Source organism: Ancylomarina subtilis, from assembly GCF_004217115.1.
GTDB classification, from domain to species: Bacteria; Bacteroidota; Bacteroidia; order Bacteroidales; family Marinifilaceae; genus Ancylomarina; species Ancylomarina subtilis.
Window position 1 is genome coordinate 2,243,964 of sequence record NZ_SHKN01000001.1, and the last position, 22,062, is coordinate 2,266,025.

The window sequence follows — 22,062 nt, forward strand, 5'->3', positions numbered from 1 at the left end:
AAGATTTAAAATAAAAAAACACCCATTCCAAATTGGAATGGGTGTTTTATATATCAATCTAATTTGACACCTCGACAATCAAATAGTCTTTAAGCTTTATTTCATTAACTAATTCTTTGGCCTGATTCGCACGTGCAAAAGGCCCCAATCTGTATTTGTACAAATTATTCTCCTGAAGTTGATGAAGGTAAACCATATTCTCGGGCAAATCGGGAATCAATTTTTTCTTGAATATACCGAACTGGATATAATACCGATAATTTGAAGAAACAGCTAACACTCTTTCTTTGCCCTTCATAGAATCAACATGAATATGAGTTTCCGGCAAATGTAATTTTTTGACTTCTTCATTAAAATCTACAGCATCCTTTTCAGAAAAGAAACGGGCTAAAGGATATTGATTTAAATTACCAAAAACCAACTGGAACGATTTGTGTTTGCTGTTGACAAGAATTCGTTCTTTCACAAGCTCCTGGTTTCCACGACTTACCTGAATCATATCTTTTGAATCAAACTCCGAACTATTACAAAATGCCGCAACAAGAATGAGAATAGCAAGCACAGTTACACTAACAAACAAACGAATTAACATCTTCTTTTTTCTGATTTCATACTGAAGTCTGTCTAATTCATTCATTAAAGCATTTATTCGAACACCTGATTTTTCAGAATCGGTCATAGAAGTTATTATTACAGAATATTATACCTAAGTCTTAAGTTGAACGCGTTCTTACAAATTGACTAACAGTCAAAAATTAACGCCTAACACACTATCACAGACCATAAAAGTACGAAAATATTCTATTCATTATAAAAAAAGAGCCCTCCGAATAATCGAAAAGCTCTAATTTATTTCTTCACTATTTAAAAATGAATCAGACGTGTTTTAAAATATCTTCCAAATTTTTAAATCGTGCTTTATAATCATTTAATGAGTGTAAGATCACTTCTTTAGCCTCATCAAGTCCATACACATGGGTGATTTCCGCTTCACTTTCCAAACCTGGCATATCCTTATAGGTTAAAAAATAATGCTTTAATCGCGTGATAATAACCTCTGGGCAATCTGAAATATCATTATAGTTCCCATAAGTAGCATCATTCTTTAAAACAGCAATAATCTTATCATCTGCTTCATTACCATCAATCATACGAAACCCACCAATCGGACGTACCTCTGCAATAATATCGCCATGTGCAATTGATTTTTCTGTCAAGACACAAATATCAAGTGGATCACCATCACCTTGAACATCCTTTTTCCCGGATTTCTCGCTACAAAATTGACCGACCAACTTTCCACAATAGGATTGAGGTAAAAAACCGTAAAGTGCTGGAATGACATTCGAATATTTTTGAGGGCGGTCAATCTTTAAATAACCACTCACCTTATCAACTTCATATTTAACGGTGTCAGTTGGCACCATTTCGATAAATGCCATAACCGAATTCGGTGCATCATCACCAACATCAATCCCGTGCCAAGGATGCGACTTATAACGTAAGCCCATCAATCGGCCAATAGGATCATTTAATTTATTTCCCATTCGTCTATATTTTTCAATTTCAATACCAAACAGTTACCTGTTTGCAAAATTTGTATAACAAAAGTAAGAAAACAATGGAAAAAACATGAATTCTCGCTTTTTAATATCATTTCAAGCCATTATAACTGAAAAGGAATCGCTTTCAGGAAAAGAAAAAAAGGGGTATAGTAATTTCGTTATTGATGTGCTCTGACTAAAATACAAGGCCCTTAACAGAAACCAGGCCCATCTGATCAATACATAGTATTAATTCATAATTATCAATTATTTCACCCTCCCCAACCGTCACGATCGAGGCTGCGATACTGAATGGCTTCGGATAAATGATCAGTTTCAATATTTTCGGAATCAGCCAAATCGGCTATTGTTCGGGAGACTTTCAGAATCCGGTCGTAGGCTCGAGCAGAAAGGCCAACTTTTTCCATAGCAACCTTTAACAAGTTCATACCTTCTTCATTGGGACGACAATATTTTCGTAAAAGTCGCGAACTCATCATCGCATTGCAATGCACCCCCTCTTCATCTGCAAAACGCTCCGATTGAATCTGCCGAGCCGCCTCTACCCTTTCTCTAATGATAGCTGATTTTTCAGCAAGACGTTCCTCCGAAATTTTATCGAAAGAAACGGGTGTTACTTCTATATGGATATCAATTCGATCGAGAAGAGGGCCTGAAATTCGACTCAAATATTTTTGAACCATCCCCGGAGGACACAAACAGTCTTTATCCGGATGATTATAAAAGCCACACGGACATGGATTCATCGAAGAGATTAGCATGGTACTTGCCGGATAATCAACCGTAAATTTAGCTCGTGAAATTGTTATCGTCCGATCTTCCAAAGGTTGTCGCATCACTTCGAGAACAGTCCGCTTAAATTCAGGTAATTCATCCAGAAAAAGCACCCCATTATGTGACAAACTAATTTCGCCGGGCTGAGGTATTGTGCCACCACCGACAAGAGCGACGTCAGAGATTGTGTGATGCGGACTCCGGAAAGGCCGCTTGGTCATCAAACCGCTTTCTTTTTCCAATGTTCCGGCTACCGAATGAATCTTAGTTGTTTCAAGAGCCTCTTGCAAACTCAGAGGTGGTAATATACCCGGAATACGTTTGGCCAACATGGTTTTACCAGACCCCGGAGGCCCTATCATGATAATATTGTGTCCACCAGCAGCAGCTATCTCTAGTGCTCGTTTAACGTTCTCCTGCCCTTTAACATCTGCAAAATCGTGTTCAAAATGATTCAGATGGGAATAAAACTCGGCGCGGGTATCAACTTCAGTAATAAGCAACTCAGCATCCCCATTAAAGAAATCAACCAGCTCCTTTATGTTTTCGATACCATAAACTTTTAAATTATTAACAACTGCCGCTTCTCTTGCATTTTCCCTGGGTAGGATTAAACCTTCAAAACCTTCTTCTCTGGCTTTAATCGCCATGGGCAAAACCCCTTTTATGGGGACCAAACTACCATCAAGCGAAAGCTCCCCCATAATGACATACTTCTGTAAATCGGGACACTTTATTTGTTCGGTAGCCGTCAGAATCCCAACAGCCAAAGGCAAATCATAAGCCGACCCTTCCTTTCGAATATCGGCAGGAGCCATATTAATAATGATTTTTTTACCCGGAATTTTGTATCCCACTTCCCGTAGAGCAGAATCAATCCGTTGCTGACTTTCTTTCACGGCATTGTCAGGTAAACCCACCAAACTAAATCGAACACCGTTAAAAACATTCACTTCTATTGTAATGGTCGTCGCATGTATGCCATACACAGCACTCCCGTAGGTTTTGATGAGCATAGAGTCTAATTTTTAATTCATTAAGTCATACATTGAGACTTCAAATTAACAATTTATGTTGAATTAAATGCTAAATAATTTGAGTAATTCATTTTTAAAAAATTCATCATGTCACTCTTATTGATAATTAAATGAAGTTTTCAACAGACATGTTAATAAGTTGGAAGTCGAAATATTTCAATCTGTAAAACGTTGTTTCGATGGAAAGTTTAACTTTAAACTAATTTTCAAGAATAAATCAGAACAACTATGCGCCAATATCTCGAATTGCTAAAAAAAGTAAGTCAAGAGGGGAACCAAAAGGGAGACCGAACCGGAACCGGAACGATCAGTATTTTCGGGCATCAAATGCGATTCGACCTTTCAGAAGGCTTTCCTGTGCTTACAACCAAAAAGCTTCATCTAAAATCAATCATTCACGAGCTTTTGTGGTTCCTGAATGGGGACACTAATGTCAAATACCTACAAGACAATGGCGTGAAAATTTGGAATGAATGGGCGGATGAAAAAGGTGATTTGGGACACGTTTACGGCTACCAATGGCGTTCATGGCCTAAAGCAAATGGCGAACATATCGATCAGATTTCTCAATTGGTAAATGATATTAAAAATAATCCAAACTCTCGCCGATTAATCGTGAGTGCCTGGAATGTTGCCGATATTGAAAATATGGCTTTGCCTCCATGTCATGCCTTATTTCAATTTTATGTGGCTGATGGAAAGCTTTCCTGTCAGTTGTATCAGCGAAGTGCCGATATCTTTTTGGGCGTTCCATTTAATATTGCGTCCTATGCTTTGCTGACTATGATGATGGCCCAGGTTTGTGATTTAGAACCGGGTGAGTTTATCCACACATTAGGCGATGCACATATTTACAACAATCATTTAGAGCAAGTTGATTTGCAATTGACTCGTAAGCCTAAAAAGCTACCACAGATGAAAATTAATCCTGAGGTTAAAAATATTTTTAATTTCAAATATGACGATTTCAGTCTTGAAAACTATGAGGCCGATCCGCACATCAAGGGAGCGATTTCCGTTTAATCTCGGATAAAGAACAACGAACTTGTATTCACTAATATATTCCTATTATGTCTCTATCTATTATCGTAGCAGCTTCTCAAAACAATGTTATTGGGAAAGACAATCAACTGATATGGCGTTTATCTGCCGATCTAAAACGATTCAAAGCTTTGACAACAGGACACCATATTATTATGGGGCGAAAAACCTTCGATTCAATAGGGAAACCACTTCCTAATCGTACTTCAATCATTATTACCCGTCAAGCGGATTATGAGGTAGAGGGGTGCATTGTGGTAAACTCGTTGGAAGATGCTCTTGCTAAAGTTCCGGCAAATCAGGAGGCCTTTATCATTGGTGGAGGAACCATTTATAAAGAAGCAATTGATAAAGCTGATAAGCTGTATCTAACACGAGTACACGGCAAATTTGAAGGGGATACATTCTTCCCTAAGATTGATACCAAGATCTGGAATAGTGTCAAGCGCGAAGATCATATGCCTGATGCTAAAAATGAATACGCCTATTCATTTATTGATTACGAGAGAAAATAATAATAAAGAATATTTCAAAAAAAAAGTCTGGTGAATCACCAGACTTTTATCTTTTATATAGAATACCAACTTAAGCTATTCTTAAGTGTTTCATATTTGTTTTTTCTAGCTTAGCCGCTGCATATTTAGCATCAATCGTCACTGATTTCTCCTCTGAAGTTGGCAATTCGAACATGGCATCAATCATGATAGCCTCACAAATTGAACGCAGACCACGAGCCCCAAGCTTGTATTCGATAGCTTTATCAACGATATATTCTAAAGCGCTTTCATCAAAAGTCAATTCAATATCATCGATTTTAAACAACTTACTGTATTGCTTAATGATAGAGTTTTTAGGCTCAGTTAAAATATTTCGAAGTGCTTCGCGATCTAGAGGCTCCAAATAAGTCAGAACAGGTAAACGACCAATAATCTCAGGTATCAGTCCGAAAGATTTTAAATCCTGAGGCGCAATATATTGTAAGAAATTTTCCTGATCAATCTTCTCTGACTCTTTACTCGCATTAAAACCAACAACAGCTGTATTTAAACGCTGAGCAATCTTACGCTGAATCCCATCAAAAGCACCCCCACAAATGAAAAGAACATTCTTCGTATTAACAGGTATCATTTTCTGATCGGGATGCTTACGACCGCCTTGTGGTGGAACATTGATAATCGATCCTTCAAGCAATTTCAACAAACCTTGCTGCACACCTTCACCCGAAACATCACGGGTAATTGAAGGATTATCACTTTTACGTGCAATCTTATCAATCTCATCGATAAATACAATCCCTTTTTCAGCTGCTTCAACATCGTAATCAGATGCTTGCAATAGTCGGGTCAGAATCGATTCAATATCCTCTCCTACATATCCAGCCTCAGTTAATACAGTTGCATCAACAATCGTGAAAGGTACATGAAGCATTTTAGCAATGGTTCTTGCCAAAAGGGTCTTTCCGGTACCGGTTTCACCCACTAAGATGATATTCGATTTTTCAATCTCAATTTCCTCGTCGTCTTCTTCCTGAAGCAATCTTTTGTAGTGATTGTATACAGCAACAGATAAGTATTTCTTAGCATCATCCTGACCAATAACATACTGATCAAGAAAGGCTTTTATCTCAGTAGGCTTCAATAACTGAACCTCTTTCAGGTTAAGGTCAGAATTAATTTTTGATTCTTCCTTAATGATCTCATGAGCTTGGTCGATACAACTATCGCAAATGTGACCACTGATTCCCGCAATTAAAAGATTGGTATCTTTTTTATCTCGCCCACAAAATGAACATTTATCCATAAGTAAAATATAGTCTTTTAGCTTGCCGATGTCAGTTCATAACATCATTAAACCATGTTTTTTACAATTAAATAGGTCTCTGTATCTTCAAAATACAATATCCTCATATATTAGAAATGCAAAGTTAAGCATTTTAAGCTTAACTCTGCATTTCTCAAACCTTTATGATTTTTCAAGCCTTATTTCTTTGGCTCTCTCAACAATACTTCGTCAATCATACCATATTCCTTAGCTTCCTGAGCGGTCATCCAATAATCACGATCTGAATTTTTCTCAACCTTATCGAAAGGCATACCTGAATGATCGGAGATAATGGTATAAAGCTCTTTCTTCAACTTCAGAATTTCGCGAGCTGTAATTTCAATATCAGAAGCCTGACCTTGTGCCCCACCCATAGGCTGATGAATCATCACACGAGAGTGTTTTAAGGCTGAACGCTTCCCTTTTTCTCCGGCAGTTAACAATACAGCTCCCATCGAAGCAGCCATACCCGTACAAATAGTCGCAATATCGCAATTGATATACTGCATGGTATCGTAAATACCTAATCCGGCATGTACAGAACCTCCCGGGGTATTGAAATAGATTTGAATATCCTTAGATGGATCTGTTGACTCAAGGAATAAAAGCTGAGCCATGATAATATTAGCCACATAATCATCGATAGGCACACCTAAAAAGATGATTCTATCCATCATCAAACGCGAAAACACATCCATAGATGCAATATTCAACTGACGCTCCTCAATAATTGTAGGAGAAATATATGAATCACTAATAGAGGTGTATCGATCTAAATTAAGACTACTAATGCCTCTGTGCTTAGTTGCAAATTTTTTAAATTCGTCTTGTGGTATCATAGGATGAATATATTTATTTGAGCCTGGTCTGGAAACATTTTCCAAAACAAAAGACTATAATGGGATATACAAATTCAACATTTAAGTTTAGCTAAAATAACGAAAAAAAATGCTTTTTGTACATCAGCGGTGCAAAATACTGAATAAAAAACAACCACGCCCTATTGAGCGTGGTCGAAATATATTTATTCTATAAATGCTTATTCAAACATTTTATTGAATTCTTCTGTAGAAACTTCTTTGTCTTCTACCTTAATTGTTTCTTTAAGGTACTCAACAACTTTGTCATCTAGTTTACGATCCCAGATTTTTCTAGCCTCGTCTTTGTTTTCCAACATTTGCTTCGCATAGTTAGTTAAGTACTCTTCAGGTACTTCCATCATACCATACTGCTGAAATTGCATTAAAGCTTGTTTCTTAGCAAACTCAACAACTTCTTCTTCGTTAACTTTAAGATCGTTGTCTTTTACTAATTTGTCTTTAATCAACTGCCATCTGATATCATCAGAATAGTTTTCAAAATCGCTATCAACTTGCTCAGCAGTCATTTCTTTGTTCGTTGCGATAATCCAACGCTTCAAGAATTCAACAGGAAGGTCAATTTTTGCTTTCTTAACTAATTTCTCTTTAGCATCGATAAGGAATTTGTAATCGCTATCGTTTACCAATTGAGCTTCGATATCCGCTTTAATTTGGTTTCTGAATTCTTCTTCAGTAGCCACTTTTCCTTCACCAAATACTTTGTCGAATAACTCCTGATTGATTTCAGCAGGTACAAACTTCGAAATATTTGTAATTGTATATTGGAAATCTGACTCAAGAGTTTCAGCCATTTCTGGAGCAATACCCAACATAGAAGCTAAATCAGTTCTGTTAGGGAATGCCTTAGCAGGGTTGAAAGTAATGATCTCATTTTTGTTAGCACCTACGAATTTTGCTTTCGACTCTTCGTCTTTCATATATTCCAATGAAATAGCTACATCTTCGCTTACGATACCACCTTCAACAAGATTTCCTTCTGCATCAAGTTGAGCGAAGTTACCCTTAAGGATTTCTTTATCTTCAACAACCTCAGCTTCTTCGTTAGAACCAAAACGACGAGCGTGCATATCTACACCATTCTGAATCATCTTCTCATCAACTGCAATTTTAAAGAAGTTGATCTTATCTCTCTTGCTTAGGTTTAGAGTATACTCAGGAGCCATAGCGATATCGAATACAAATTCGAACTCAGTATCTTTCTCCCAGTCGATATCTTTTTGCTCAGTCTCATTTGGAAGAGGCTCACCTAGGATATCTAATTTGTTCTCCTCGATATACTTGTATAGCTCACGACCCAAAATTTTATTTACTTCATCAGCTAAAACAGGAGTACCATACATTTTTTTAATCAAGCCCATTGGCACTTTACCAGGACGGAAACCATCAATACTTGCTTTTCTACGATGGTCCTTAAGCACAGAGTCAACTTGACTCGCATAATCTTCCTTTACTAACTGTAATTTAATTACAGCATTCAAATCATCAGTGTTGGTTCTTGTGATATTCATTTTTTAGCTATTAGAATGATAAACCCTTTGTAATTGCAAAAAACCGCCTCAAGCATGATGTATTCACATCTTCAGCAGGGCGGTTTAAGGTTATTTCTCTGTAGTGCGGATGAAGGGACTCGAACCCCCACGCCTTACGGCACTAGATCCTAAGTCTAGCGCGGCTACCAATTACGCCACATCCGCGGGTTAATTGCGGTGCAAATATAAATCTCTTTTTTTATTTGTGCAATAGTATTTTTGAAAAAAACGATATTTTTTCGCCCCTCTTTTTTTAAGTTGCTAAATATCAAACAGACATCTTCAAAAATATGTTTAAATTAAAGTCTGACGATGTCTATTTAGGACGCCTCAACTCAAAATTCTTTCCTAAATAAACGCGTCGAACATCTTCATCTTCTGCCAACTCTTCGGCTGTTCCTGATTTAAGAATATTTCCCTCGAATAAAAGATAAGCTCGTTCTGTTATCGACAGGGTTTCCTGCACGTTGTGATCGGTAATCAAAATACCAATATTTTTATCCTTAAGAGTTCGAACAATATCTTGAATATCCTCAACAGCAATTGGGTCTACTCCAGCAAAAGGTTCGTCCAATAAAATAAATTTAGGTTTTATCGATAAGGCTCTCGCAATTTCAGTTCTTCGTCGCTCTCCACCGGAAAGCTGAATACCTAAACTTTTACGAATTTTCTGAAGGCTGAATTCGTTCAACATTTCTTCCAAACGCTGTTCCTGATATTCTTTGGTAAAATCAGACATCTGTAAAACAGCCTTAATGTTGTCTTCAACACTCAACTTACGAAACACCGAAGCTTCCTGTGCCAAATAACCTACGCCCATCTGGGCTCTTTTGTAAACAGGTTCATTGGTAATTTCTCTCTCATCAAGATAGATTCGTCCACCATTGGGTTGAATCAAACCAACAATCATATAAAAAGATGTGGTTTTACCAGCACCGTTAGGTCCCAATAATCCAACAATCTCTCCTTGTTTCACTTCAACCGAAACGCCTTTAACAACTGTACGGCTTTTGTATTTTTTTACTAAATTTTCAGCTCTTAAAATCATAAGAATACTTTAGGTTTTGTCCCCGAATTTTGCAAATATATGAAACAACCGGGAATAGTTTTGGGCTGAGGTGTTAATATATCTTACAAGTATCTATTTTAAATCAAATATAAAGTTAAATCCGATCTAAAAAGTCATCTGAAACATGGCACGAATACCAAATTTTTCAAAATCCTGATCAGGGTTTGGCTCCAGGTGATTCAATCGCCACATGGCATCGACACGGAAAAACTTGAAAATATTCTCAACCCCAACACTAGCCTCAAAATAAGGATCTGTTACATCAGACAAGCCAACCGGAAATTTAAGAATTGCCTCACTATTGGCTAATGCACCATTATTTTCATCCGATAAAGTTCCCCATAAACCTTTTGCAGAAACAACGGTACGCCATTTCAATCGCTTAAACAAAGGAATACGATTCAGGATAAACCCCTGAAAATGATGTTCCAATGATAAACTCACATATTGGTCACTAGCAAATTCAAAATAGTTCATCATATTGAATGCATAAGGATCAAAGGCATAAGTCTCGTTTCCCTCGTGAAGAGATAATAAGGGGTAAGGCACTTTTCCGAACAACTTAGAAGCTGTTGCCAAATAACGCATCTTACCCAAAGGTGGTAAATCAAGCGTATGATCCACACTTAAATCGGCTTTAAAATACTCCTGCCCGGATCCCAACACATTTTTCAGTCCCATCGTGAGATAAAGATTAACGATTGGGACAGGACCTCCCAAATGAACCCTTTCAAATTCTCCCATAACGACCTTCTCATTCCTTGTCCATCGTGTTCTCAACTCAATTTCTGAGTTTTTAATCCCTGAGATAGGCAAATCACCATTGGGCGAAACAAATGGAACAATTGGAGTTGGAGAAATATCACGGTATCTAAATTTAATGGAATTCATAAAGCCTTGAAACCACTCTTTCTCATAATGCGCCTCAAACTGATCAAGCATGGTTAGCTTATTGTTCGGATTTCGTTTAAGCAATGAGGCTAATATATTGCCTTCAGTAAAAGCATTCGGGCTTTTTCCTAATTGATGAATATCGTGTTTCCACTGCATGCCAAAAGTCTCCCGAGGGAGTTTATTGATCATGTATAGAAAACCCAAGCCATATTTAAATCGATTATCCTTGTCGCCGTACGCGACATGGGCATTGTACATCACTTTAGTGCTAAAATCGTTCGATGTACGACCCCCAAACATAAAGCGGTTTCCTTCAATCTCATTGAACGAATAGAGCTTATAATAAGGCCCGTATTCAAAGTTCCCTTTCGTATAATAGCCCGTCACAAAAGTTTGGATAATATCGATGATGTTTTTGTAAAGTGGAACATTCTGAATGGAGTCAACCATAGAATAGATTCCCGATTCACGCTTAGAAAGCTTAAATGGACGAGCCTCATCCCAATACGATGCCTGCTTACCTAATGCATCATCATTTACAATTACATTATTCTCCAGCTTTACAATTTCTTTTCGAATTGGCGCATTCAATTTTACTTTACGATAAGAGATTGTTTTTCGTCCGAAAAACCCCATCTGTGATGTTGAATCTCTATTGGTCAACATGAAATCGACGAATAGATTTTGCTTTTTCAAAAACCAGGTTGAATCGTTTATTTTTTGAAATTCATTGGTACTAACCAAATCCTTTACCCAGTTCAGATTTACATCTTTTGTGATGCGCATTTTCATATTATCAACCGCAAAAGTTGTGTCAGCTACCCAAAAATCACCCACAAAACAGGGCTCTAATTTTCGTTTGGGTTTAAAAGACATGTGGTAACACCAATTCCCATCACGATAAGCACTATCGGTCAGGTAATATTTATAATAACTCAAACCTCCGTCTGCAATCGGACTTACAAAGTTTTTATTAAATAAATCGATAAAGTTATCGTAGATATTTATATTTTGGTGCAACTGTCCCGTAAACTGTGCCAAACTTGCATTATCCTTAATCCCCGACATTTGAGATGCTTTGATAACTTCACGCTCCAATTTTGGGGTTTTACGATAGTAGTAATCCGATAAGGATTCAGTTATAAAGACGGGCAAATAAGACTTCCCGGTAACGACAGAAGTATCAACATAATCGAAGACAAACTGAAACTGACGCATGATTTTTTTATTCTTAAAATCATCGTTAATATTGTTCAAATCCATCTCCATCTTCGTATAAGTCTCGTACTGATACGATTCCAAACGGGATGGGTTGTTTTTCTTTTTACGCGCAATAATTTTTCTCAGAAGAATATGAGCGGGATTCTCTCCCGGTAAAATTTTAATCTCCTGCAAAGCTACTGCTTCAGAATGCAATTCAATGTTTAAAGTCTGAAAAACACCCTTTTGAATAGCATATCCTCTGGCTTTATACCCCACAAAAGAAACCTGTAAAGAATCTGTTGGCGTTCGGGTTTCAATAAAATAATTCCCATCAAAATCGGTTGTAGCCCCTATAGTAGTCCCTTTAAAAGAGATATTTACAAAAGGTAAGGGTTCCTGCGTTTTTGCATCAACTACCCGACCCCTAATTTTTGTAACCTGAGAAAACACAGATTGGCTTACTCCTACCCCCATAAGAATAAACAAAAGCATTAATAATCCTTTAGATAATTTCAGCATGTATACATAAATAAGTGAACATGAATGACAATTTCTGTAATTTAAACAAAATCCCTAATATTATTAGGGATTCTAAACTAACAATAAATCCATCCTAATAGAAGAACTAATCTAAATAATTTTTATTGTACTTTAAGTTTATTCAAATTGTTTTGCCTGCTTTTTTTGGATACGCTTGGAGATACTAATCCCCACTTCGTAAAGAACCAACAATGGCAGACAAACTAAAACCTGAGAGAAGATATCCGGCGGTGTAATAATCGCTGACAAAATCAAAATCAGAACAATTGAATGCTTTCTGTATTTCCTTAAAAACTCAGGGCTAACCAAACCAATCTTACTCAAAAAGAAGATTAAAACCGGTAACTCGAAAATAATCCCACTGGCTAAAACAATTGATGTAATTGTTGAAATATATGAATCCAAATTAATTTGATTCATCACCTGAGATGAGATATTGTATGAGCCCAGAAAATGAACAGACAACGGTGTTATGATGTAATAACCGAATGCAACACCAAGTGCAAACAGGAAACTTGTATAGAAAATAGAACCTCTTGCATGTTTTTGTTCAGAAGAATATAAAGCCGGTTTCACAAATCGCCAAAATTCAAAAAACAAATAAGGGAAACCTGCAATACAACCCACTACAATAGACACAGTTATATGTGTTGCAAATTGTCCGGCCATATTAATATTAATCACTTGAAAGGGTTTGGTATTAATCTTTAAAGACTCAACCCCCGTAAAATCAGACAAAAGGGCAAACATCCTGTTCGTGAAAAAATCAACATTTTTGGGTGCTAATATTATCTTATCAAAAATAATATCGTAGAACACAAAAGCTGCAACAGCAAACACCAATACAGCTAAAGCTGAACGAATAAGGTGCCAACGTAACACTTCAAGATGTTCAAGGAAACTCATTCCATCTTCTTCTTTCTCTGACATACAATTTCAATTACAATAAACAACTCTTTAACTCTGATTTGATGGTACTATCCCACTAAATCAAACCATTTCTCTTCCGAAGAATACTACACAATGCCTTCTTTCAGGATATCATGAAGATGGACCAAACCTAAATATTCACCATCCTTACAAACGACCAACTGCGTAATGCTGTTTTTCTCCATTAAATGAAACGCATTTATAGCCAACTCATCTTCTGCAATTGTCTTAGGTGAAACCGACATGATATCTTTGGCCTTTAGTGGCTTGACATCCTCGTATTGCTGCATCATTCTACGTAAATCACCATCGGTAATAATACCTGACAATTTATTTTCATCGTTGATTACAGCTGCAGCCCCCATTCTCTTCGAAGAAATCTCAAGAATGACCGTTCGAATATCATCATTTAATTTTACTTGTGGTGCAGATTGTTTCACCAAAAGATCGCTCACACGTAAATACAACTTTTTCCCTAAAGCTCCACCCGGGTGAAATTTAGCAAAATCCTGAGAACTAAATTGACGACATTCAAGCAAGGCAACGGCCAATGCATCACCGATAACTAACTGGGCTGTCGTTGAATTTGTAGGTGCTAAATTATTAGGACAAGCTTCTTTATCAACAACCGCCTTAAGCACAAAATCCGATTGTTTCGCCAGGAAAGAATCCAAGCCAGCAACCATACTTACTAAAACATTTCCCAGATTTTTGATCAATGGAGCCAAAACTTTGATTTCTGGTGTATTTCCACTCTTCGATATACAAATAATAATATCATCAGGCCTAATCATACCTAAATCACCATGAATCGCATCAGCGGCATGCATAAACATAGATGGCGTCCCTGTCGAATTTAATGTTGCAACAATCTTATTCGCAATATTTGCACTTTTCCCAATACCAGTCACCACAACACGACCTCTGCTTTCTAAAATAAGCTCAACAACTTTAGCAAAGTCATCATCTATATAATCAGCAAGTTGTCCAATCGTTCTGGCTTCCTCTTTTATTGTATTTATTGCTATCTCTTTTATCTTATTTCTTGAATTCAAAACTTATCAGTATTAAATTATTAATGTTCTATTTGGACCTAAAATTCAGCTAAAAACACAAAAAAAGTTAAAAGCTGTTAAAAGACTATCTGGTTTTGTTTTCTTCAAATGTTTATCTAAATTTAAAATACAAAAGTATTCATTTATTGAATAAAAAAGACTGAAGAGAGGTAAAAATCACACCTTTAAAAGCTAAATCTGCAAAACATTTTTATTAGCTTCGCAGGTTCTCAGCTATACTTAAATTAGCAACTAATAATATTAAGATTATTTTTTTGACTATTCGGGCGAAGTTATCTTCTGCAAAATCAAAAAAAAGAAAATCTTACAAATATTTAATGACAACAAATTACAGAAGATGAAAACGGAGTTTGAGCTAGTTAGTCATTTAAAAAAGAATTTTGGTTTTGACACCTTCAAAGGGAGTCAGGAAGAAGTTATAAATAATGTCCTTAATGGTAATGATACATTTGTATTGATGCCTACTGGGGGCGGCAAATCGCTTTGTTACCAATTACCGGCTATGATGCTAGAGGGTACAGCAATTATCATATCCCCTCTAATTGCCCTGATGAAAAATCAGGTTGATGCGATGAGAAATTTTGGGGAAGATGATGGAGTTGCACACTTTATGAATTCATCACTATCAAAATCTGCCACATTAAAAGTTAAGGAAGATGTCATTGAGGGCAGAACCAAGCTTTTATACGTTGCCCCGGAATCTCTCACAAAGGAGAGCAATATTGAATTTCTTAAAAACATCAAGATTTCATTCTACGCGGTAGACGAGGCACATTGTATTTCTGAGTGGGGACACGATTTCCGTCCTGAATACCGAAAAATAAGACCTATAGTTGAAGAAATTGGGAAAGCACCAATTATTGCATTAACAGCAACTGCAACCCCTAAGGTGCAACACGATATACAAAAAAACCTTGGCATGCTAGAGGCCAACGTTTACAAATCATCATTCAACCGATCTAACCTTTACTATGAGGTAAAACCCAAAGTAGATGCAACCAAAGAGATTATCAAATTCATCCGAAAAAATGAAGGAAAGTCAGGTATCATCTATTGTTTGAGTCGTAAAAAGGTTGAAGAATTAGCTGAAACACTTCAAGTCAATGGAATCAATGCAGTTCCCTATCACGCCGGTATGGATTCTGCCACGCGATCTGGTAACCAGGATAAATTCCTGATGGAAGATATTGACGTTGTTGTGGCGACCATCGCATTTGGAATGGGGATTGACAAACCCGATGTGCGCTTTGTCATTCATTACGACATTCCCAAAAGCTTGGAAGGCTACTACCAGGAAACAGGACGAGCAGGTAGAGACGGTGGCGAAGGACATTGCCTGACATTCTACAGCTATAAAGACATACAAAAGCTTGAAAAATTCATGCAAGGCAAGCCTATTGCTGAACAGGAAATTGGCAAGCAACTTTTATTGGAAACGGTTTCCTATGCTGAATCTGCCGTTTGTCGACGTACCGTTCTACTCCACTACTTTGGAGAAACACACACTCAGGAAAATTGCGGAAGCTGCGACAACTGCCTTCACCCTAAGAAAGAATTTCAAGGTGAAGAATATGTAGTCAAAGCACTTAATGTAGTCAAAGCTGTTAAAGAACGATTTAAAATAGATCACCTTGTCAATATTTTAACAGGGGAATCCAATTCATCAATAAAATCATACAAACACGACGAACTTGAGATTTTTGGTTGCGGGAAAGATAAAGATCAACATTTCTGGAATATGGTTTTCCGTCGCGCCCTAATCAATATGTTTATCGAAAAAGACATTGAGCAATACGGCGTCATTAAGATTAAAAAAGAAGGCCACGCTTTCTTAGAAAATCCAACTCCCTTCATGCTTACTGACGATCATGATTTTGATGAATCCGATACTGATGCTCCAAAATCGGGAGGAACTGCGGCTGTCGATACAGTTCTGCTTAAAATGCTGAAGGAACTTCGCAAGAAAATCTCTAAAATCAAAAATACACCTCCCTACGTTATTTTCCAGGACCCTTCTCTTGAGGATATGGCTATTCAATACCCTATCAACATCGAAGAAATGTCTCACATACAAGGTGTAGGTGCTGGTAAAGCGAAACGTTTCGGTAAGGAGTTTGTGGAATTAATTGCTAAACACGTCGAAGAAAACGACATCGAGCGTCCACAAGATATGGTGGTCAAATCTATTGCTGATAAGTCAAAATTTAAGGTTTATATCATTCAAAGTGTTGACAGAAAAATGGACCTTGAAGATATTGCCGACGCCAAAGGGATGGAATTTGACGATTTGCTTAAAGAGATGGATGCCATTGTCTACTCGGGAACCAAACTCAACATCGACTATTATATCGATGAAATCATTGACGAGGACAGACAAGAAGAAGTCATGGAATACTTTAACGAAGCTGAAACAGATGACATCGAAGAAGCTCTTGATGAATTGGGAGAAGAAGACTATTCTGAAGAAGACATTCGTTTGATGCGAATAAAATTCCATACCGAAAATGGATTATAAACAAAACAAAAGCCGTCTTTTTTAAGATGGCTTTTATTTTATCTCACGAATCGGAATTCGGAATAAAATCAATTGATTATTGGGGAACGTTCGAATTTTCTCGTCTCATCAAAAAGCTTGCGGAAAGTAATGTGAGTTTTATAAATAGATGCACCAATATGTTCCATCATATGCATCATACGAGGATTAAAATCACCAATCCAGTTCATTTCCAAAGTCTTAAAAGGGAAACTTGAATTAAAACCCTCCTTAGAAAACTGGTAGATCATAGCCGCATCAATACCTTTGGATTGGAAAGCCGGCACAACCCCAAATATCAAACCTACAGCATTCTTATCTTTCTTAAAGTATTTGTAATGCAAAAACTTCAATTTAGCTAACCAGCCCAAGCGTCCATTTGCTCCATCTATAACCTCATTCATATCGGGAATCATGATAAAAAAACCTATAGGCTCATTCTTATAATAAGCAAACCAAAGTAATTTCTCGTGCAAAACAGACCTGAGGCTGTGAAAATTTTCCAAAGCTTGCTCTTCAGTCATGGCATCAACACCAGGAATGGTAGACACCCATGCTTCATTATATATATGAACAAAATCACGAATATACTTTGTCCAGTCTTTCTTATTGAAATGAACAATTGAAAAATCCGGATTACGCTCAACCCGCTTAGCTTTCCAGGCTATAATTTCACTTAAACTATCAACAGAAAAGATCGTTTTATAAGTATATTGCTCAAAGTAGGTTTTAAAACCATACGATTCAAATAGATTTCTGTAATAGGGATGGGAGTATGACATCCCATATAAAGGTTTGTGAAAACCATCAACCAACAGCCCCCACCACTGATGGCGGTCACCAAAATTAATCGGCCCATCCATGGCTTCTATCCCTTGGTTTTTCAACCAGTTTTCACAACAACTAAAAAGAGTAAATGCTGCATCTTTATCATCAATACATTCAAAAAAGCCCATTCCTCCGGTAGGAAACTCACCCAAATCACGTGTTTTATTATCAATAAAAGCAGCGACACGCCCAACGGTTAACCCCTTGGGATTTTTCAGAATCCATCGACAACAAGTCCCTCTCCGAAACATTTTATTTTTCTCCGGATCAAAAACAGCCTCAATTTCGGTATCCAATGGACGAATCCAATTCGGTTCATCCTCGTAAAGACGCACCGGTAGTTCCAAAAATTCCTGCTTTGATAGTGCACTGACTACCTCTTCTATTTGAAACTTACAATCCATACAATTCTGTTTACTAATTCTAGCCTATATTTTTTTTCTATTAACAATAGGCAAAGCAATTACCGAAAGTGCCCCAACAATAATAATCATTGCTGTTTGAGAACCGTGTACAACTAAAGCAAAACTCCTTGACAACTTCTCAATATCAGGTGTGCTTGGCAGGTAAATTAAAAGTGTGCCTATAACCATAAAATGCCAGGCTCCAATCCCACCCTGAACAGGTGCAACCATACCAAAACTTCCCATCACAAAAACAGTCAAACCTGCAAGGGCTGGTAAGTTCGAAGTAAAACCAAAACTAAAGAAACAAATATAGGTCATCAGATAATACATCACCCAAATAAAAATGGTATGAAGAACAAATGACAGCTTATTGTCTAACTTCCGAATAGCTTTAAACCCATCCATAAAATTCCCAAGCGTAAACATGATTTTCTTATAGAAGACGGTATGTTTAAACTTTTTACGGAAAATAAATATGAGAATGGCCAAAGCTGCCAACACATATAAAGTAATTGAAGAAGCAAAAACAGTTGATAATTTAGAGCTGACTTCCGGATTACGAGTCATAAAATCAGATAAAACTTCGAACTGGGTAACCATTGTCAAAAGCAAAAACAACAAAAGCATCACAATATCAAGAGCTCTCTCAAGAACAACAGTCCCAATAAGTTTTGAAAATGAAACATCTTCATATTTACTAATAACTCCACACCGCGATATTTCACCCATTCTAGGCAAAGCCAAATTCGCAAAATAACCAACCATAACTGCTAGAAAAGTATTAGCAAAACGCGGTTTACTTCCCAATGACTCGATCAACATATTCCATCGCAGTGTCCGACTAATATGACTTAAAAGCCCAAAAGTAAGTGAAGCGAGTATCCAAAAATAATTGACTTGATTTTTTAATACATCTAAAATCTCAGAAGTATCCTGTCCTCTATAAATTAACCAAAATAAAAAAGCACTTATAGTAAAGAAAATAAGGAATTTCAGGCCTTGTCTTATTGTTTTCTTCAATGTTCTATGTTTTTGTATGACATCTATCCTTAGAACTGATACCGATCTGATTCCATATTCAAACAAAACAGGCCCCATTCTGATTCAAACATCAATCAAAATGAATTTTTACCCCACAAATAATGCTGAAATAAACAAATCTGGATTTTCTTATCAATGAATTTTAAAATTTCAACAAGTAAACCCTGTTCTTATGGTATTTAGTTCTAAATTTGCCGTAATTTACGACAGGTGAAGCGCAAAAATAACGAAATGTTTGTAAAATACTTTGGTTTTAGCCTAAGAATAAAAGCTCCTGTTAAAAAAGCATTGAAGACCAGCATATGGGATACGTTAGAGCAAAGAAAAATTTAGGTCAGCATTTCTTAAAAGATTTAAACATCGCAAAGAAAATTGTTGACAGTTTAGATAGTGAGCAAACAAATAAAGTATTGGAAATAGGCCCGGGGATGGGTGTTCTCACACAATACCTGTTACCCAACAAAAATTTCGAAACACACGTTGTTGAAATTGACACCGAATCTGTAGCTTATCTAAAAGAAAATTATCCCGAACTTGAAGGTCGGATTATTGGTGAAGATTTTCTTCGATTTGATTTATCAAAATTATTCGATGAACCCTTCTCTGTAATTGGTAATTTCCCCTACAATATTTCATCACAAATCTTCTTCCGGGTTCTTGACTATCGTGATCAAATTCCCGAGGTGGTTTGTATGATTCAAAAAGAAGTTGCTGAACGTATGAGCGCTAATCCTGGCTGCAAAGCTTATGGCATTTTAAGTGTGCTGATGCAAGCGTTCTACAATATCGATTATCTTTTCACAGTCGGAGAAAAAGTTTTTGATCCACCACCAAAAGTAAAATCTGCTGTCATTCGCATGCGCAGAAACACAACCACTGATTTAAAATGCAGCGAACCCCTATTTTTCCGAGTCGTTAAAACGGGTTTTAATCAACGACGCAAAACACTCCGAAACTCTCTAAAAAGTATACTCGGCGAACTAAAACTCGAGGATGAGATAATGGGGAAAAGACCCGAACAACTTAGCGTGCAGGAATTTGTAGAATTAACGAATAAAATTGACGCTCTCTTAAATGAATAAAGTTTTTACTTCACATTAATTTACTATTCAGAAAAGAGTTTCTATTACTTTATCAACTATTTATTATATTAGAAGTTGAAGTAAATAATGGTATGATCTTATCATTTAAACAAAAGCCTATTTTCATATAACCGATACACGCATCCTTTCTCTTTTTAAATAAGCGCAGGATAATCACCAATATGTCAATAATCAAATGAGATCTATGCCTTAAAGGAAAATTCGTCACACACTCAAAAAATAAGATGTTATGCAATTTGAATTAACCCGCGAATACATCGATGATCTAAGAGAACTTATAGATCAGAAAAATGAGAATGAAGCTAAGGCTATGATCGAAGATCTGCATGCAGCAGATATTGCAGACATCCTGGACGAATTAAATACAGAAGAAGCCGTATATATTTTTTTACTTCTCGATGGTGACACTGGGGCTGATGTCCTTGCTGAAATCGAGGAGGATGATCGTAGACGTTTTATCAAAGTCCTTCCCATCGAGGTCATTGCTAAAAAGTTCATCGACCATATGGATTCTGATGATGCTGCCGATCTTATCGGTGGTCTTTCTGATGAAAAGCAGGAAGAAATCCTTTCGCATATAGATGATATTGAAACAGCGGGTGATATCGTAGATCTGTTGCATTACGCCGAAGATACTGCCGGAGGATTGATGGGGAAAGAGTTGGTTATTGTCAACGAAAACTGGACTGTTCTTACCTGCCTTCGGGAACTTAGCCGTCAGGCTGAGGATATTGATGAAATTTACTACGTTTATGTTGTCGATGACGACAATAAGTTAATTGGGACACTATCACTCAAGAAAATGATATTGAGTCCAACTTCCGCGAAAATTATCAACATCTACGAGCCCGATGTCATGTCGGTTCATACCGATGCATCGGACGAAGAAGTATCTCTTATTATGGAGAAATACGACCTGGTTGCTCTCCCTGTTGTGGATAGTATAGGGCGATTAATGGGGCGAATTACCATTGATGATGTTGTAGATGTCATCCGTGATGAAGCTGAGAAGGATTATCAAATGGCTTCAGGTATCTCCGAGGATATTGAAGCAAATGACTCAATTTGGTTGCAAACACGCGCACGACTTCCATGGCTTCTCATTGGATTAGCAGGTGGAATACTTTCTGCAATGGTTATTTCTACACATGAAAGTGGATTAATTGCGACCCCGGCTATGGCTTTTTTCATCCCACTGATTACAGCAATGGGAGGTAATGTCGGCGTTCAATCTTCAGCGATCATCGTACAAGGTTTAGCCAGCAACTCGCTTGGATTTGAAAGTACATTCAGCCGCTTACTTCGTGAATTAGGAGGCGCATGCGTAAATGGCATCACCTGCTCATCACTTTTATTCACATACAATTATTTTTTCAGCGACTCATACGCACTAACCATCAGTGTTTCAGCAGCTCTTCTTTCTGTAATCATCTTTGCATCAGCAACCGGCACATTAATACCCCTGATGCTAAATAAAATTAAGATTGACCCAGCCTTGGCTACAGGACCGTTTATTACAACACTAAATGATATTATTGGGCTTTTGATTTATCTTTCGATTGGAGCTTATTTCTATGGCGTATTTTAAAATTACGAAACGTACCATTCTAACAATTCATCCATGTAATTGATAGAATGGTTCTCCATATTCATTTTTCTTTAACACGACTATTCCCATCAAAATCCCTTCTAATTTTTGGATCACAAACAGAACGATCACACCTCTTGATTCTGCCATAAAACCCTCAAATACACGACGTTTTGTTTTTATCGGAAATTGCTTAAAAAAA

At 37.0% G+C, this 22,062-nt stretch carries 17 protein-coding genes and 1 tRNA gene; 5 read left to right on the forward strand and 13 right to left on the reverse strand.

The features are described from left to right. Positions 1-58 precede the first annotated feature (58 nt). The 3 genes from EV201_RS09145 to EV201_RS09155 all read right to left on the reverse strand — a co-directional run bounded on the left by EV201_RS09145 (position 59) and on the right by EV201_RS09155 (position 3,355). Positions 59-679 carry an SPOR domain-containing protein gene (locus tag EV201_RS09145; protein ID WP_130307275.1) on the reverse strand — a complete coding sequence of 207 codons (621 nt, stop codon included), beginning with the start codon at positions 677-679 and terminating at the stop codon, positions 59-61. Between the two features lie 196 nt (positions 680-875). Beyond that, positions 876-1,547: an inorganic pyrophosphatase gene (locus EV201_RS09150; RefSeq protein ID WP_130307276.1), complete on the reverse strand. Its 672-nt coding sequence runs from the start codon at positions 1,545-1,547 to the stop codon at positions 876-878. 269 nt (positions 1,548-1,816) lie between these two features. Then, on the reverse strand, positions 1,817-3,355 hold the full coding sequence (locus EV201_RS09155) for a YifB family Mg chelatase-like AAA ATPase (protein WP_130307277.1): 1,539 nt from the start codon (positions 3,353-3,355) through the stop codon (positions 1,817-1,819). A 249-nt stretch (positions 3,356-3,604) separates the two neighbouring features. Between EV201_RS09155 and EV201_RS09160 the strand changes: the two genes are divergently transcribed. Both EV201_RS09160 and EV201_RS09165 read left to right on the forward strand, forming a co-directional pair. Then, positions 3,605-4,399, forward strand: a complete 795-nt coding sequence (locus tag EV201_RS09160; protein ID WP_130307278.1) for a thymidylate synthase — start codon at positions 3,605-3,607, stop codon at positions 4,397-4,399. A gap of 47 nt (positions 4,400-4,446) precedes the next feature. Then, complete coding sequence (locus EV201_RS09165) at positions 4,447-4,932, forward strand: dihydrofolate reductase (protein WP_130307279.1); 486 nt, start codon at positions 4,447-4,449, stop codon at positions 4,930-4,932. Between the two features lie 70 nt (positions 4,933-5,002). Here EV201_RS09165 and clpX read toward each other — a convergent pair whose 3' ends face one another. From clpX to EV201_RS09205, 8 genes are all read right to left on the reverse strand, one after another. Further along, positions 5,003-6,217 carry an ATP-dependent Clp protease ATP-binding subunit ClpX gene (gene clpX, locus EV201_RS09170; RefSeq protein WP_130307280.1) on the reverse strand — a complete coding sequence of 405 codons (1,215 nt, stop codon included), beginning with the start codon at positions 6,215-6,217 and terminating at the stop codon, positions 5,003-5,005. Positions 6,218-6,396: 179 nt separating this feature from the next. After that, positions 6,397-7,077 (reverse strand): ATP-dependent Clp endopeptidase proteolytic subunit ClpP, encoded by a 681-nt coding sequence (clpP, locus tag EV201_RS09175; RefSeq protein WP_130307281.1) that lies wholly within the window; start codon positions 7,075-7,077, stop codon positions 6,397-6,399. 200 nt (positions 7,078-7,277) lie between these two features. Next, a complete protein-coding gene (gene tig / locus EV201_RS09180; RefSeq protein WP_130307282.1) occupies positions 7,278-8,627 on the reverse strand; it encodes a trigger factor in 1,350 nt (449 codons plus the stop codon). A 104-nt stretch (positions 8,628-8,731) separates the two neighbouring features. Beyond that, positions 8,732-8,813 (reverse strand) — tRNA-Leu (locus EV201_RS09185). Positions 8,814-8,964: 151 nt separating this feature from the next. Next, positions 8,965-9,696: an LPS export ABC transporter ATP-binding protein gene (gene lptB / locus EV201_RS09190; protein WP_130307283.1), complete on the reverse strand. Its 732-nt coding sequence runs from the start codon at positions 9,694-9,696 to the stop codon at positions 8,965-8,967. 126 nt (positions 9,697-9,822) lie between these two features. Further along, positions 9,823-12,333: a DUF5686 and carboxypeptidase-like regulatory domain-containing protein gene (locus EV201_RS09195; protein ID WP_130307284.1), complete on the reverse strand. Its 2,511-nt coding sequence runs from the start codon at positions 12,331-12,333 to the stop codon at positions 9,823-9,825. A 138-nt stretch (positions 12,334-12,471) separates the two neighbouring features. Then, positions 12,472-13,284, reverse strand: a complete 813-nt coding sequence (gene tatC, locus EV201_RS09200; protein WP_130307285.1) for a twin-arginine translocase subunit TatC — start codon at positions 13,282-13,284, stop codon at positions 12,472-12,474. Positions 13,285-13,370: 86 nt separating this feature from the next. Next, positions 13,371-14,339 (reverse strand): KpsF/GutQ family sugar-phosphate isomerase, encoded by a 969-nt coding sequence (locus EV201_RS09205; protein WP_130307286.1) that lies wholly within the window; start codon positions 14,337-14,339, stop codon positions 13,371-13,373. A gap of 358 nt (positions 14,340-14,697) precedes the next feature. On the opposite strand from EV201_RS09205, the gene recQ reads away from it, so the two are divergent. Further along, the gene (recQ, locus tag EV201_RS09210; RefSeq protein WP_130307287.1) at positions 14,698-16,875 is read left to right on the forward strand and encodes a DNA helicase RecQ; all 2,178 of its coding nucleotides are present in this window, start codon (positions 14,698-14,700) and stop codon (positions 16,873-16,875) included. Positions 16,876-16,943: 68 nt separating this feature from the next. Here the strand turns inward: recQ and EV201_RS09215 are convergent, their stop codons facing one another. Beyond that, a complete protein-coding gene (locus EV201_RS09215) occupies positions 16,944-18,125 on the reverse strand; it encodes a hypothetical protein (RefSeq protein ID WP_130307288.1) in 1,182 nt (393 codons plus the stop codon). A 24-nt stretch (positions 18,126-18,149) separates the two neighbouring features. Further along, positions 18,150-19,148, reverse strand: a complete 999-nt coding sequence (locus EV201_RS09220) for a lysylphosphatidylglycerol synthase transmembrane domain-containing protein (protein ID WP_242610470.1) — start codon at positions 19,146-19,148, stop codon at positions 18,150-18,152. A 323-nt stretch (positions 19,149-19,471) separates the two neighbouring features. Here EV201_RS09220 and rsmA point away from each other — a divergent pair, with 323 nt between their 5' ends. Beyond that, positions 19,472-20,251: a 16S rRNA (adenine(1518)-N(6)/adenine(1519)-N(6))-dimethyltransferase RsmA gene (rsmA, locus tag EV201_RS09225; protein WP_130307290.1), complete on the forward strand. Its 780-nt coding sequence runs from the start codon at positions 19,472-19,474 to the stop codon at positions 20,249-20,251. 250 nt (positions 20,252-20,501) lie between these two features. Continuing rightward, positions 20,502-21,860 carry a magnesium transporter gene (gene mgtE, locus EV201_RS09230; protein ID WP_130307291.1) on the forward strand — a complete coding sequence of 453 codons (1,359 nt, stop codon included), beginning with the start codon at positions 20,502-20,504 and terminating at the stop codon, positions 21,858-21,860. The last annotated feature ends 202 nt before the right edge of the window (positions 21,861-22,062 follow it).

Bases quoted from the DNA above. Each gene is read 5' to 3' on its own strand.
- EV201_RS09145 (WP_130307275.1), bottom strand. From the start codon at position 679: ATGACCGATTCTGAAAAATCAGGTGTTCGAATAAATGCTTTAATGAAT.
- EV201_RS09150 (WP_130307276.1), bottom strand. From the start codon at position 1,547: ATGGGAAATAAATTAAATGATCCTATTGGCCGATTGATGGGCTTACGT.
- EV201_RS09155 (WP_130307277.1), bottom strand. From the start codon at position 3,355: ATGCTCATCAAAACCTACGGGAGTGCTGTGTATGGCATACATGCGACG.
- EV201_RS09160 (WP_130307278.1), top strand. From the start codon at position 3,605: ATGCGCCAATATCTCGAATTGCTAAAAAAAGTAAGTCAAGAGGGGAAC.
- EV201_RS09165 (WP_130307279.1), top strand. From the start codon at position 4,447: ATGTCTCTATCTATTATCGTAGCAGCTTCTCAAAACAATGTTATTGGG.
- clpX (WP_130307280.1), bottom strand. From the start codon at position 6,217: ATGGATAAATGTTCATTTTGTGGGCGAGATAAAAAAGATACCAATCTT.
- clpP (WP_130307281.1), bottom strand. From the start codon at position 7,077: ATGATACCACAAGACGAATTTAAAAAATTTGCAACTAAGCACAGAGGC.
- tig (WP_130307282.1), bottom strand. From the start codon at position 8,627: ATGAATATCACAAGAACCAACACTGATGATTTGAATGCTGTAATTAAA.
- lptB (WP_130307283.1), bottom strand. From the start codon at position 9,696: ATGATTTTAAGAGCTGAAAATTTAGTAAAAAAATACAAAAGCCGTACA.
- EV201_RS09195 (WP_130307284.1), bottom strand. From the start codon at position 12,333: ATGCTGAAATTATCTAAAGGATTATTAATGCTTTTGTTTATTCTTATG.
- tatC (WP_130307285.1), bottom strand. From the start codon at position 13,284: ATGTCAGAGAAAGAAGAAGATGGAATGAGTTTCCTTGAACATCTTGAA.
- recQ (WP_130307287.1), top strand. From the start codon at position 14,698: ATGAAAACGGAGTTTGAGCTAGTTAGTCATTTAAAAAAGAATTTTGGT.
- EV201_RS09215 (WP_130307288.1), bottom strand. From the start codon at position 18,125: ATGGATTGTAAGTTTCAAATAGAAGAGGTAGTCAGTGCACTATCAAAG.
- rsmA (WP_130307290.1), top strand. From the start codon at position 19,472: ATGGGATACGTTAGAGCAAAGAAAAATTTAGGTCAGCATTTCTTAAAA.
- mgtE (WP_130307291.1), top strand. From the start codon at position 20,502: ATGCAATTTGAATTAACCCGCGAATACATCGATGATCTAAGAGAACTT.